The sequence below is a fragment of the Peptococcaceae bacterium 1198_IL3148 genome (assembly GCA_036763105.1).
Classification (GTDB): domain Bacteria; phylum Bacillota; class Desulfotomaculia; order Desulfotomaculales; family Desulfohalotomaculaceae; genus JBAIYS01.
In genome coordinates, this window is record JBAIYS010000008.1 from 1 (window position 1) to 13012 (window position 13012).

Sequence of the window (13012 nt, forward strand, 5' to 3'; positions counted from 1 at the left end):
ATTTGCTATCCAAATAGTTTAGTAAAGTAATTACCATACAAGAATGGCAAAAACTCCATTTCAAACGCTAATATGAATTGAAAAATTATTCTAAATCCTACCAGATAAACAACTAGAGCAGTTAATACAATAATTACGCCAATGATAACTTGCAAACCCTTTACCATAGCAGCGGGAAAACTCATATTATCCCCACCTTTAAGTCCGTATTAACTACACACTAACCAAATTTAACTATAACCTAGTAACAGTATTTTTGTTTTGCCCCCTTTCCCATAAATGGTTTTCCTTACCAATAGTTTAACATATATCCTATTATTTGAAAATTCCTTTCGGCTTTTTATACTGTAGATTTTTTCTCTTAAACATATACCGACATTAACGGGAAAGTTAAAAAGGATAGCAAGCATGCCATCCTCTAAAAATACTACTCAAGAAGAGAATTCCTCATAAAACACAATTTCATTTATTGGCTTACGGGCTTTATCATGCCTATCGGGTGCTGCCGCATTTTCAGCACTGTAACCAACTGCTAAAATATTGATCGGTTCAATGTGTTTAGGAATATTGAATTCTGCCCGTAATTGGTCTGGATTGAAATAGCCGATCCAAACGGTTCCTAAGCCCAGTTCGGTGGCCTGCAACATCATATGATCTGTAACAATAGCGGCATCGGTATCCACAGTGGTTTTTCCATCGATAGGTCTTTTCCATGCCTTGTTGTGGTCTGAGCATACAATTAAGGCCAACGGGGCACCGTAAATTTTTACACCAGCATTCTTCAGTTTTTCTAATCCTGTCTTCTCTTTAACAACAATTATCCGCTGTGGCTGAAAATTTACCGCTGTGGGAGCAACTCTGCCTGCTTCAAGAATTTGAGCTAATTTTTCATTCTCTACCTGCCTGGCCTGATATTTGCGTACAGCAAATCTTTTTTTAGCCAATTCTAAAAAATTCATTTTACCACCCTTTCCATATACTTTTAAATTACTAATCTGATGCTATTTAAACTGATCATCAATGTCTCTTTCGCCATACATAACACGGATAACATTAACTGTATTGTTCACGGTTTTCGGAATATAAAACACAATAAAATTATCTACTGGCATCTGTCTAAATCCTCTGCTGAACCAAGGTTCTTTTTTAAACATACAAAACCGCTCCGGCATTTCAACCAAACCCAGTATACCTTTTTCAATCCTCTCTAATTGTCCTGCTGCTATATCAGGCTCAAGCAGAGTAAATGCAATATATTCATAGATATTTCTCAAATCTGCGTCTGCCTGTTCTGTCAAATTTATCTTGTATTTCATATGCCATAATCCTTACGGATGTCTAAAAATGCTTTCTCTGCAGGTTTTGTATTCCTTCTCACCAAATCAGCAAACCCTTTTTCCAACTCCTTATTCAGTTCAGATTCAACTAAACCAGAAACCCCCACAGGTTTTGTGGCAGGAAGCTTGACATCAAAAGGAATTCCTCTCTGCATAACAACCTGTTTTAAAAATATATTCACCGCATTTGACATTGGAATACCTAATTGTTCCAACACAGTTTCTGCTTGCTCCTTAAGCCCCGGCTCAAGCCTTACATATATATTTGTGGTCTTTACCATAACAATCACTCCCCTATGGAATAATAGCATAACATTGTATATACAAAGGCAATACATCTAACTAGAGTAAACCGCTGGGAAACTTAATTATTTATCAAAACCAATGGGCTATCTGCAAACAAATCTATTCCTTCTTACTTTTCAAATCTGAGTCGTTTTGTAATGTATAATAGAATTATAGGTGGGAATACTTATAATCTAATTAAATAGCTCGTGTGCCTCGACCTACAGAGGTTTTATGAAAAGCCCTTAAACTGCTGCGAACAGTTTAGGGCTTTTAACGTAACCGCTTAATATAAAGGATAGTTGTCATAGACCTCTCCCAAAGTGAGTACTGACAACCCTTATGCGAAATCTATTTTTCGCACATGCTAATACCGACCTAATTACCGCAATAAAGGCTTTGCTACATTGACAGAAGCTGGATACTATCATTTGCAAAGTGGTACAATCAAGAACACCGACACAGTGGTTTTAATTTCCTAACCCAAATCAAAGCGCATAACGGCCTATCAGAGCAAATTCTGGAGCACAGAAAGCAAGTTTATGAGGAAGCTAAATCAAAGCATCCAGAAAGATGGTCAGGTTCAACTAGGACTAGAAAACTGTCTGGCTAAATCCTACTAGCAAAGATGAATCAGAAACTAAGAAAGAATCATTAGCTTAATTAGCTATATTTTTGTAAATTCACGACAAATAACTTGACAAACACTGTATATCAACTTTTCTAAGACTTAATACATTTTAATAAATACTCTGCGTATAATAAGTCACTTATATTATCAATGTCAACTGATCTTTCTACAGGCATAACATATGATTGCAAAGGGTAAGTAAAGTAGGATTTCTCTTTTTTAAAACTTTCTATATTAACTATAGTGATTGCTCCATTTACTCTATAGGACTTTGGCAGTTCTTGACTTTTCAGTTTTATATATTGTTCATAGTTTGGTTTTAAAGTACCATCCTCATTTAACCGCATAGAGCGATATGGTGAATGCTCAAATTCACAAACACTCATTAAAAAGTTTTCTTTACTACTTAAAAACTTTTCATAAGCATTTTTAATATCATCTTTATTTCTTAATGGAGATGTTGGCAATAGGATTATCAAAGTGTCATATACTTTCCCTTGTTGCCCTAAATAGTCAAGCATATGAAGACATACATCTACTACACCTGCAGGGTCTTTTGATAAATATTCTGGTCGCAAATAGGGAACCGATGCACCATATTTTTGAGAAACTTCTTTTATCTCTTCATCTTCTGTAGATACATAAATATCATTAAACAAATCGCTTTCTTTTGCGGCCTCTATTGTATATGCTATTAAAGGCTTGCCCAACAAAGGATAAACATTCTTTCTAGGAAATCTAGTTGATCCTCCTTTGCCAGGAATAATACATACTACTTTTTCTGTCATTTAAGATCTTCCCATCTTAGTAAATCTCCAGGTTTTAAAGTTTTGTTTAAAGTCTTACCTTCAGCATATAACCATTCATCGGGCGCTATTCCAAAGCCCGGGCGTCTGAAGTCGATATCAGCTAATGTTATCGCGGTTCCAGCTTCTAGCTCTTTTTTTAAGTAGGCACTCCTTCTAGCTATTTTACGACTTTCTTTGACTTCTAATGGAATAACTCTTCTTGTTTGGCCTAAAGCTTTCTCTAATTTTTTTATACTTTTAACAAAACTTATAGCATTTTCCCGTTCAAGAGAAAACATATGCTCACAGCTTCTAGTTGTTCGGTCTAAGGTTATTGTCTTTTCAATTAAGTTTACACCCAAAGCTACAGCAGCTATATCAATTTCCCAACCTGGTGAATGATCAGAAAAAGCTATTCCATATTTAGGAAACATTTGTTTTAAAAGTGGTATCATATTTAAGTGAATACTTTCTAACACCGCCGGATACCCAGTTGGGCATAAGTGAATTATTATATTTTGATTATTATGTCTTTCCACAAGAGTTATCAAACGTTCTATTTCCCATATATCAGCACTACCAGTATCCACTTGAATATTTACATTCTTTTTAGCAATGTGTTCTATTAACTGTACATAATTTATATCAGCTGATGCTAATTTTATTGAACTTACTTCCAATTCATCTACAAGGAAATCAACCTCTTCTGGAAACATTGCTGTAGAAAAGAACTCTATCTCCTTCTTTTGACAATAAAGTTTTAATTCTTTCCACTGCGCTTTTGATAACTCTCTTCTTTTTAGAATTTTATATAATGATTCTTCTACTTTTTCTACTTTAGTTTCATCAGTTTTATCTAATAATATATTATAGGAAAAATTTATTTCTTTATCAGCCATTAATCTATCTACATCCATCATTTGAAACTTTATGGCATCTGCTCCAGCATCTTTTGCAATATCTACTAATTTTTTAGCACTTTCTATACCTTCATGAGTTGGTCCGGCTTCTAAAACAATAAATACAGGGTTGCCTCTGCCAATAGTTCTTTTTCCTATCGTAACCACTTTTCTACCCCTACCTCTTTTAAATAGTTAATTACATATTCTCCCTATCTGCATACTTAAATATATCAAGTAGCCATAAACTATCTCATAAACAAATTTTTAAATGTAATAAATCATTTAATTCAGTATTTGTCATATTTACTTAGTCTCTGGTAACTGCTTAATTTTTTTGTATCAAACCTATAAGTAGATGTCATTTAAACTCAAAAAAGAATTCCTCGAATATACTTAAATTATCATATCCCATTCTAATGCAGCACCTTTTTTAGCGTCTTTTTTAATTTTCTTCCCAAGTATCAAATCATAATATTTAGGAGGCAGACCATAACCTGGGCGCACCACTCTTACATTTTCTTTAGTTAGAGTATCGCCTGCTTTTATATCTCTTGAAATATAAATTGATCGCCTGAATTTTAATGAAGCCTTTTCTTTATCTGTTGGACCATAACAGATATTACCCATGGCCTGCCACGCACGTTCTGTCTCTACAACCAAGGACTTCATTTCAGCCGGTTCCATAGAAAAAGCAGCATCCACACCGCCTTCAGCCCGTGATAGCGTAAAATGTTTCTCTATTACTGTTGCCCCCAATGCGACACTAGCTACTGCAACCCCAATACCTAATGTATGGTCAGATAACCCTACTTGTACGCCAAATAAATCCCGCATATGCGGAATGGTAAGTAGATTAGTGCTGTCCGGTGTTGCAGGATAGGTACTAGTACACCTAAGTAAAATTATATCCTCGCAGCCAACGTCCCTGGCTACATGTATCGTTTCATCAAGTTCAGCAACTGTAGCCATACCAGTAGAAATAATTATCGGTTTGCCTGTCGCTGCCACCCTACGTATTAGTGGAATGTCTGTATTTTCAAAAGAAGCTATTTTATAGCATGGAACATCCAAGGATTCTAAAAAGTCCACTGCAGTTTCATCAAAGGGAGTACTAAAACAAATCAATCCCAATTCTTTGCATTTATCAAATATAGGTTTATGCCATTCCCAAGGTGTATAAGCCTGTTGATAAAGCTTGTAAAGTGAATTATTTTTCCATAGACTTTGAGGATCATTTATATAGAAATCGTCACTATCTACATTTAATGTAATGGTATCTGGTGTATATGTCTGTAATTTAAGAGCATGTGCACCTGATTTTGCAACAGCATCGACAATTTCTAAAGCTCGTTCTAAAGATTGATTATGATTTCCAGACATTTCTGCAATTATAAAAGGTGGGTAATTAAAACCTAATTTTTTGTTTGCAATGGTAATAATATTATTCAACCGTATCTCCTCATTTCTTTAAAGCCTTACCAATAAGTTTAGATACTGGTGTATCCCATCCTTGGGTCATCAGGTACTGATAATTATAACGGTCTCTTAGGTAATGAAATGTTCCCCCTTCAGGCTGTGGCATAGATTTTTGTTTGCCACTTCTAATTTGAGGCCATACTTTAATAAATAAACCCTCTATTACGTGTGACAATCTTTCATAACTTGTACGCAATGTATCATTTGGTAGATAACCTACCTCTTGCTGTACAAGAATGTCACCGGCATCAATTTTATAATCCATATAATGTATAGTTACACCTTTTGGCGTATCCTCTAAAAAGCTCCATAGATTGGGATCAGCACCCTTATTCCAAGGTAATAGAGATATATGAAGATTAATTGCCTTCTTAGGAAACATCTCTATAATTTCTCTGCTTATTCGGAAGCGATAACCATAACTAATAATATAATCTACGCCATTTAAATATACACTTTCATTGTCTAACGGTTTTTCTGTATTGATTATCTCATCCCCAAACGAAGATAAATAATTTATAATATTTTTACGTTTAGGCCCTAAAAGCAAAATTTTCATTGGTATCTTATTCTCCTAATACTAGCATAGTATTATTGACCCTTTGTACACCCTTTCCATCAACTAGATAGAGTGCCTTTTCTCTCATATCTGAAAGTATATTAGGCGAGCTTATTATATTCTTTAAATAGTTATATATTTTTTTTGATTTCACATTCTTTGATCTACCTAAATAAAACCCCAGACCTTCATCATCTATTGTTTGAGCTATTAATTCCTGATTTGAAGCAACAGCAATAATTAAAGCAGGCAATCCTAAAGAACAACGTTCCCATGTTGAACTACCTCCAGCACCTATTGATAAATCTGCTTGTTCCATTAATTTAGCCATGTTTTCAATTTGACAGTAATAATTCACGTTGGACATATTACAACAAATTCTTCTAACCTCGTCCTTGTAGAGGTTAGAACTTCCAACGACCACATCATATATAATATCTTTATTTTTTAATAAGTTAATAGCTTCTATTGCTTTTAGTGTGTCATTAGTAGGATCACTCCCACCGAAGAAGACCAGTATTCTTTTTACATAACCGTTACGTTTTTTTAAATGTTTCCTAACTTCATAAAATTCTTTTCTCAGTAGTGCATATTTGGGTCCTAGCAATGTATAACAATGCTTAGGCACTAAATCACTATAACGGTCATGCATATTCGTGTAATAGTTTTGATCCAGCAGTAAGTCGCAATCGTGCGCCCTATCAGCCAAATCATCAATAACCATTATTTTTTTTACATAGGGACGTAATGCTTTTTCCCATTGTTTACCTATAGCATAATGGTCAACAATTAACCATTCAATACTCTTAGTGTTTTTTTTAATAATATTTAAAGTTTGTTCTGCATCAGTTCTCCAATTAACATACAGCCAGTTTTTTTGATTATGCACTATATCCATTTCATTGTATTTGACGTCATAACCATTTTCATTAACAGGAAAAGGTAATAAATACACTTTATAACCCTTATCTCTAATCATACGCGAAATATTACCAGGTAAGTCGCGACAAATAAAGCTAACTCCAGCACCTTGATAACGTAATTCCTCCGCTAATGTTAAACACCTCATTAGATGACCCGTTCCAATTATTGTTGATGAATCAACACGAAAAACTACATTCATTGACCATACACCTTTTGTTCAATATGCGAGTTGATTTGTTTCCACTCAGGAAGATCTCTAAAAAGCACTAAACATTTGAGAGAAAACACCTCTGTATCCATGCCTCGCGGACAAGTTTTTTCCAGTGTATTTGAAACATAGTCGTATTTAGGGTAATCTATAATAACCGTTTTCATGTTATTACCTCTTTAATGGTTTTTATTACGTAATCTTGTTCGTCTATAGTTAAGTCATAATATAACGGTAAAGTTAACGCTTCACTGTAATATTCTTCTGCTTGGGGGTAATCTCCCCATTGAAAACCTAATTTTTGATAATAAGGCTGTGTATGTACTGGGATATAATGAACATTTACACCTATACCTGCGCTTCTAAGCTCTTCAAATATTTCACGTCTTGATTTGCTAATTTTATTACTTATTAATCTTATTACATATAAATGAAAAGCTGAGTAATTATCCGGATGTTGCCAAGGAAGTACTAGTGGTAACTCTTTAAGATATTTAGTATATCTTTCTGCCAACATATGGCGGCGCTCAACAAATTCATCTAGACGTTTTAACTGGCTTAAACCTAATGCCGCCTGAATATCTGTAATCCGATAATTATATCCAAGTTCTATTTGTTGATAGTACCAGGGGCCATGATATTCATTCATGAAATCGTAATCTCGAGTTATTCCATGGGTTCTTAAACGGATTAGTTTGTTATATAGCTCTTCTTGATTAGTTAGTACCATACCACCTTCACCAGTAGTTATTATTTTTACTGGGTGAAAACTAAAAACCGTCATATCCGAAAAATAGCAGGAACCGATCTTTCGGTTTTTATAACTTCCGCCAATGGCATGTGATGCATCTTCCAAGACAATAAAACCATAATGCTTTGATAATTCTGCTATCCGTTCCATTTCGCAAGACTGACCGGCAAAATGGACAGGAATTATTGCTTTAGGTAATTTATCTTTCTTTTTAGCTTTTGCTAGTTTTTGCTCTAGTTCATCTATACTAATATTATATGTTTTATTATCTATATCAACGAAATCTACATCTGCTCCACAATAGAGGGCACAATTAGCTGAGGCAACAAAAGTGTTAGGAGTTGTCCACACAATATCTCCCGATTTTAAATTTGCCGCCATACAAGCAATATGAAGTGCAGCCGTAGCACTGCTTACTGCAACTGCATATTTAACCCCACAGTATTCAGCAATTGACTTTTCAAAAGCTTCTATAACAGGCCCTTGGGTAAGCCAATCTGACTTTAATACATTTATAACCGATTCAATATCTTGCGTTGTAATGCTCTGTTTTCCGTAAGGGGTAAAACTCAATTTTTGTTCATCTCCCTAAGTTGCTGAACTGTTAAGAATTCAGTGTTATTCGCTGAATTATATTCAAATTCTTGTTTAACTGGTACTCCTTTTTCACCAAGTGCATTAATTTCATAATTTATTTTATTTACAAAAGTTATTGTTGGTTTAATAACATAATGGTCATCAAATTCTAACGTATGATGGGCATCATCAATAGGCACCATAACTTCATGTAGTTTTTCTCCTGGGCGTATACCTATTATTTTAATAGGCATACCAGGCACTAAAGATTCTACTAAGTCTGTTATTCTCATAGAAGGGATTTTAGGTACAAAAATTTCTCCACCCTGCATACGAGCAAAGTTTTTTAGTACAAAATCAATCCCTTGCTGCAAGGTAATCCAAAAACGTGTCATTCTTGAATCTGTAACAGGAAGTTCTTTTGCCCCTTCGCTAATTAATTTTTTAAAGAAAGGTAAAACCGACCCCCGTGAACCGACAACATTTCCATAGCGAACAACAGAAAATTGTGTTCTATGTCCTCCGGTCATGTTATTTGCCGCCACAAATAGTTTGTCCGATGCAAGTTTAGTAGCACCATAAAGATTAACTGGACTAGCAGCTTTATCAGTTGAAAGTGCAATCACTTTTTCTACCTCGTTTGCTATTGCTGCAGTAATTACGTTTTGGGCACCGTGGATATTGGTTTTTATACACTCCATTGGATTATATTCAGCAGCAGGCACTTGTTTCAATGCAGCTGCGTGAACTACATAATCTATCCCTCTCATCGCCTGAATCAGGCGGTCAACATCTCGCACATCACCAATAAAATACCGCATTTCAGTAGAATTAAATTCTTGTTGCATTTCAAATTGTTTTAATTCATCCCGAGAGTAAACAACTACCTTTTTGGGTTTATAATCATTTAGTATTGTTTTAATAAAACGCTTACCAAATGAGCCTGTTCCACCAGTAATTAAAATTGATTTATTATTAAACATTGATCAATTACCGCCTCTTTTAGTTTAGTAAAAGTTACTATAATATTTTTATATTTGACATATTATTTGCTTCGTAATATCTATGCTATGATTAATTTTATTTAGTAAATTTAAATAACATTTAACAATTAAGTCCGACTTATTGATTACATTCTTTTCATTGTTAATCTTCGGTAACAGTTTTTTGAGTACTTCTTGTTCCGCCCTTACCATAGGGCTAATTATAATTTTATAATAATCATTACTTTGTAACTTATTTATTTCATTTTCTAATTTTTTGTAATCATTTTCTACACGGTATTTAATATAACGACTATCATTTATACTCTTTATATAGTAAGACATATTCCTTACCGTTATATCTAATTCTTGTAGGGATCCCTTTATCTTATTAACCATATTTAAAATATTATTATTTGCATAGGTATGTCCATATGTGCCTTCATACCAGTTGGGATTAGCGGTATTTCCAACAAACATCTCATCTATTACACTTGATAATCTTTGTTCTGTCGTACCTACAATTCTAGCACCCTCTGGAGATGTATTAATTATTTCCCTATCAGTGTATGTTCTTAAATAATACTCCATATTTTGGCGAGTTCTATCAAACTTTTTTCTTGTTAATACCATCCCCCCACCAACGCTCGTTACTTTTATGGCATCATTTTTTTCTTGTTCAGATATTTCTTCTGAACGGTTAAAATTAATACCATTAGCATAAAACTTTTCTCTTGGAAATGCTAAATCCTGTCCGACCAGTACAATGGGATTGCACCCTAGTTTATAGGCTAATTGCAGTGTGCAAACTGCAATACTTGGTGCATCATTAATTATTTCACTTTTATTAATACCTAAAATATACGGGCTAAAAGTATCCTGACTAATTATCATGTGAAACTTAGGCCCTTGATGATGTCTAAGTGTATTATTAAAAATACTACTGCCAAAAATGAGTGGAAAGTCTGTTCTTTTCAGATTTGAAAACACTTTTTCATTGGCAGGCCAAGGGTCATATGAGCAAAATGCATGGGGAATAATATTATTAGCAATTAATCCATGCACAGCAGAGCCTACAGCAAATATGTAAGCCATACTGTTATCATATATATACTTTAAGTTTTCAAATTCATATTCCAACGAAGGTCCGGCGGATACGATAATTAAAGGTTTGTTCTTAAACTGATCTTGTTTAGAAAATATACTGGGTGTATCTACTATTGCTTTAAAATTAAGCAATGAATTTAGTGTCCACCAGGTTTCAGCCCTAGCATTCATGCCTAAGCTTGATTTATAGTTTTCGGTTACTTTAACAAATATTTTTTTAAACTGATCTGCTTTGTCCGGAAACATTCTATTATAAGAGGGTAATATAAGAACCTGGGTTTCGCTATTAATGTTAGGTACAACGATATTGATAAACTCTTCCATTGCTTTATTTGAGGTCTCTAAACCAAAAACTTCTATATTTTTAGGTGAAAGCAATTTGCTAATTTCACAGTGATTAACGGTATATTTAAAAATTTCTAAGCTAGGCTCGTACACAGATATTTTTATTTTAGGTTTGATATCTAATAATGCCTGCACCATATAACCACAACCAAAGCCATAGAAAATGACGTGCTGACATTTGTCATTTAATTGATTGCTTACCCATCGTCGGGCCTCTTCCACGGGATTATTGCGACTATGAATGTAAACTGGACGCTGGTCTTCGTTGCTTTGATATATGGCAGTAATATCATTACTCCTAGTTTTCTCCATTTGTATATTGTTTTCTTGAGATTGATCCTGCTGCAACGCTTTATATATGTTCTGGTAATATTTTTGTAGGTGTACTATGTTATTAGCATAAGTGACTGACATTCAGCTACCTCCGAATCTACATCTTATAATATTTATTTAATGTTTCTTGTGTTATTTCTATTTTATCAATAAAGTCGTATTGCAGTAAGTCACCCAGCTGGAAATAATCTTTATTATTAAAGGCGTCTAGCATTGAAGCAGTCAAATTAACGTAACCTTTTCGTAGATCTGTTAAAGAATAAATAGCGGCATTATCTAGGTACTTAGATAAGGAGTTTAATGCATTTACTACCCACTCTATGCCATCCAATAGTTGGTTAAACTTATTCCAAGTAGCTGTTGTTGGGTTGCCATATAAATCATTAGCTAGGTCCTCAAGATAGGGAGGGAAATTATCTAAATATATATTTACAGATTTAATTAGTTGCTGGCACGCTTCCGATCTGGTAATGATTTGAATAGATACTGTAGTGGCTGATTGCATGTTTTCTTTTATAAAGTTATAAAAGTTATCATACACAACAGTGCCATCAATGTTGACTTCAGCAATTATTAGTTCTTTTTGCGCAATTTCCTGTACTAACTGATTCCAAAATTCATCAAACTTATCAAATCTATTTTCAACACTGTAGCTTCTATCATTAACATTTATTTTCATGGAGTACCTCCCATTTGTAGGTAAAAGAAAATTTTTCACATTATTGTAATTATCGACATTTTTAATAAATCCTTTATACTAATATTTGGTAATTAAAAATGCAAAAGGAACCTTAGAATTAATTCCAAGGTCCCCTTTGTAGTTTATAAAATTATCTCAGAAGTTGCAATACGCCTTGTGGCTGTTGATTAGCTTGTGCCAGCATAGCTTGTGACGCTTGTGTAAGAATGTTGTTCTTGGTGAATTCCATCATTTCCTTAGCCATATCTACGTCACGGATACGTGATTCAGCTGCGGTTAAGTTTTCACTTGATGTTCCAAGGTTGTTGATAGTGTGCTCTAAGCGGTTTTGATGAGCACCTAGTTTAGAGCGTTCTGCAGATACCATTTCAATAGCATCATTAATTAATGTAATTGCTGCATCTGCACCTGATTGTGAAATAATGCCACTGCCTGCTAAAGTGTTTACACCAGTTACAGTAGTAGTAGCACCACTGCCAGAGCCAGTTGTTGCTGATGTACCGATGTGTTCACTAGCCATAGAATTGATTTCTAGTGTAATTTGTTGACCTTGATTAGCGCCGATATGGAAGGTAAATGATTGTGCATCACCAGTAAAACCACTAGCATCTGTAGCACCTAAAAGGTTTTGGGTGTTAAATTCAGTGGTTTTTGCGATACGATCAATTTCTTCAATTAATTGATCCATTTCTTTTTGAAGTTCCTTACGATCAGTTTCAGTGTTAGTATCGTTAGCTGATTGAACAGCTAATTCGCGCATACGTTGCAGAATGCTGTGGGTTTCGTTTAACGCACCTTCAGCAGTTTGAATTAAGGAAATACCATCTTGGGCGTTACGGCTAGCTTGATCCAAACCACGGATTTGTCCACGCATTTTTTCTGAAATAGCCAGACCTGCTGCGTCATCACCAGCACGGTTAATTCTTAAACCTGAGGATAGTTTTTCCATTGACTTTGAAGCAGCATTGGTGCCAGCATTCAACTGACGGTAGGTGTTAAGAGCTGCAATGTTGTGGTTAATAATCATTGTTTCATTCCTCCATGAATTTTAAATATTTACCGCATCCTTGCGGTATATGCTAAACCCGGTCGGCCGCCCGGATTTGC

At 34.6% G+C, this 13012-nt stretch carries 15 protein-coding genes; all 15 read right to left on the bottom strand.

Features of this window, described 5'->3' with window-relative positions:
• Positions 1-5 precede the first annotated feature (5 nt).
• Positions 6-185, bottom strand: a complete 180-nt coding sequence (locus V6C27_08735) for a hypothetical protein (GenBank protein ID MEG6616501.1) — start codon at positions 183-185, stop codon at positions 6-8.
• 246 nt (positions 186-431) lie between these two features.
• A complete protein-coding gene (locus V6C27_08740; GenBank protein MEG6616502.1) occupies positions 432-959 on the bottom strand; it encodes a nitroreductase family protein in 528 nt (175 codons plus the stop codon).
• A gap of 42 nt (positions 960-1001) precedes the next feature.
• Positions 1002-1316, bottom strand: a complete 315-nt coding sequence (locus V6C27_08745) for a type II toxin-antitoxin system RelE/ParE family toxin (GenBank protein MEG6616503.1) — start codon at positions 1314-1316, stop codon at positions 1002-1004.
• The gene (locus V6C27_08750; GenBank protein ID MEG6616504.1) at positions 1313-1618 is read right to left on the bottom strand and encodes a type II toxin-antitoxin system RelB/DinJ family antitoxin; all 306 of its coding nucleotides are present in this window, start codon (positions 1616-1618) and stop codon (positions 1313-1315) included. The genes V6C27_08745 and V6C27_08750 overlap by 4 nt, the downstream gene beginning before the upstream one ends.
• 727 nt (positions 1619-2345) lie before the next feature.
• On the bottom strand, positions 2346-3041 hold the full coding sequence (locus V6C27_08755; GenBank protein MEG6616505.1) for an acylneuraminate cytidylyltransferase family protein: 696 nt from the start codon (positions 3039-3041) through the stop codon (positions 2346-2348).
• Positions 3038-4108 (bottom strand): N-acetylneuraminate synthase family protein, encoded by a 1071-nt coding sequence (locus tag V6C27_08760; protein MEG6616506.1) that lies wholly within the window; start codon positions 4106-4108, stop codon positions 3038-3040. The genes V6C27_08755 and V6C27_08760 overlap by 4 nt, the downstream gene beginning before the upstream one ends.
• A 228-nt stretch (positions 4109-4336) precedes the next feature.
• Positions 4337-5392 carry a pseudaminic acid synthase gene (gene pseI / locus V6C27_08765; protein ID MEG6616507.1) on the bottom strand — a complete coding sequence of 352 codons (1056 nt, stop codon included), beginning with the start codon at positions 5390-5392 and terminating at the stop codon, positions 4337-4339.
• Positions 5393-5402: 10 nt separating this feature from the next.
• Positions 5403-5978 (bottom strand): formyltransferase family protein, encoded by a 576-nt coding sequence (locus tag V6C27_08770; GenBank protein ID MEG6616508.1) that lies wholly within the window; start codon positions 5976-5978, stop codon positions 5403-5405.
• A gap of 7 nt (positions 5979-5985) precedes the next feature.
• A complete protein-coding gene (pseG, locus tag V6C27_08775; protein ID MEG6616509.1) occupies positions 5986-7101 on the bottom strand; it encodes a UDP-2,4-diacetamido-2,4,6-trideoxy-beta-L-altropyranose hydrolase in 1116 nt (371 codons plus the stop codon).
• The gene (locus V6C27_08780) at positions 7098-7277 is read right to left on the bottom strand and encodes a hypothetical protein (GenBank protein ID MEG6616510.1); all 180 of its coding nucleotides are present in this window, start codon (positions 7275-7277) and stop codon (positions 7098-7100) included. Before V6C27_08780 ends, pseG begins: the two co-directional genes overlap by 4 nt.
• Positions 7274-8434, bottom strand: coding sequence for a UDP-4-amino-4,6-dideoxy-N-acetyl-beta-L-altrosamine transaminase (gene pseC, locus V6C27_08785; GenBank protein ID MEG6616511.1), 1161 nt, complete (start codon positions 8432-8434; stop codon positions 7274-7276). The genes V6C27_08780 and pseC overlap by 4 nt, the downstream gene beginning before the upstream one ends.
• Complete coding sequence (pseB, locus tag V6C27_08790) at positions 8431-9420, bottom strand: UDP-N-acetylglucosamine 4,6-dehydratase (inverting) (GenBank protein MEG6616512.1); 990 nt, start codon at positions 9418-9420, stop codon at positions 8431-8433. The genes pseC and pseB overlap by 4 nt, the downstream gene beginning before the upstream one ends.
• 48 nt (positions 9421-9468) lie before the next feature.
• Positions 9469-11286: a 6-hydroxymethylpterin diphosphokinase MptE-like protein gene (locus V6C27_08795; protein ID MEG6616513.1), complete on the bottom strand. Its 1818-nt coding sequence runs from the start codon at positions 11284-11286 to the stop codon at positions 9469-9471.
• A gap of 16 nt (positions 11287-11302) precedes the next feature.
• Complete coding sequence (locus V6C27_08800; GenBank protein MEG6616514.1) at positions 11303-11884, bottom strand: hypothetical protein; 582 nt, start codon at positions 11882-11884, stop codon at positions 11303-11305.
• Between the two features lie 151 nt (positions 11885-12035).
• On the bottom strand, positions 12036-12932 hold the full coding sequence (gene hag / locus V6C27_08805; protein ID MEG6616515.1) for a flagellin Hag: 897 nt from the start codon (positions 12930-12932) through the stop codon (positions 12036-12038).
• Between the last annotated feature and the right edge of the window lie 80 nt (positions 12933-13012).

Excerpts from the sequence above, each read along its gene's own strand:
- V6C27_08735 (MEG6616501.1), bottom strand. The coding sequence starts at position 185 with ATGAGTTTTCCCGCTGCTATGGTAAAGGGTTTGCAAGTTATCATTGGC.
- V6C27_08740 (MEG6616502.1), bottom strand. The coding sequence starts at position 959 with ATGAATTTTTTAGAATTGGCTAAAAAAAGATTTGCTGTACGCAAATAT.
- V6C27_08745 (MEG6616503.1), bottom strand. The coding sequence starts at position 1,316 with ATGAAATACAAGATAAATTTGACAGAACAGGCAGACGCAGATTTGAGA.
- V6C27_08750 (MEG6616504.1), bottom strand. The coding sequence starts at position 1,618 with ATGGTAAAGACCACAAATATATATGTAAGGCTTGAGCCGGGGCTTAAG.
- V6C27_08755 (MEG6616505.1), bottom strand. The coding sequence starts at position 3,041 with ATGACAGAAAAAGTAGTATGTATTATTCCTGGCAAAGGAGGATCAACT.
- V6C27_08770 (MEG6616508.1), bottom strand. The coding sequence starts at position 5,978 with ATGAAAATTTTGCTTTTAGGGCCTAAACGTAAAAATATTATAAATTAT.
- pseG (MEG6616509.1), bottom strand. The coding sequence starts at position 7,101 with ATGAATGTAGTTTTTCGTGTTGATTCATCAACAATAATTGGAACGGGT.
- V6C27_08780 (MEG6616510.1), bottom strand. The coding sequence starts at position 7,277 with ATGAAAACGGTTATTATAGATTACCCTAAATACGACTATGTTTCAAAT.
- pseB (MEG6616512.1), bottom strand. The coding sequence starts at position 9,420 with ATGTTTAATAATAAATCAATTTTAATTACTGGTGGAACAGGCTCATTT.
- V6C27_08795 (MEG6616513.1), bottom strand. The coding sequence starts at position 11,286 with ATGTCAGTCACTTATGCTAATAACATAGTACACCTACAAAAATATTAC.
- V6C27_08800 (MEG6616514.1), bottom strand. The coding sequence starts at position 11,884 with ATGAAAATAAATGTTAATGATAGAAGCTACAGTGTTGAAAATAGATTT.
- hag (MEG6616515.1), bottom strand. The coding sequence starts at position 12,932 with ATGATTATTAACCACAACATTGCAGCTCTTAACACCTACCGTCAGTTG.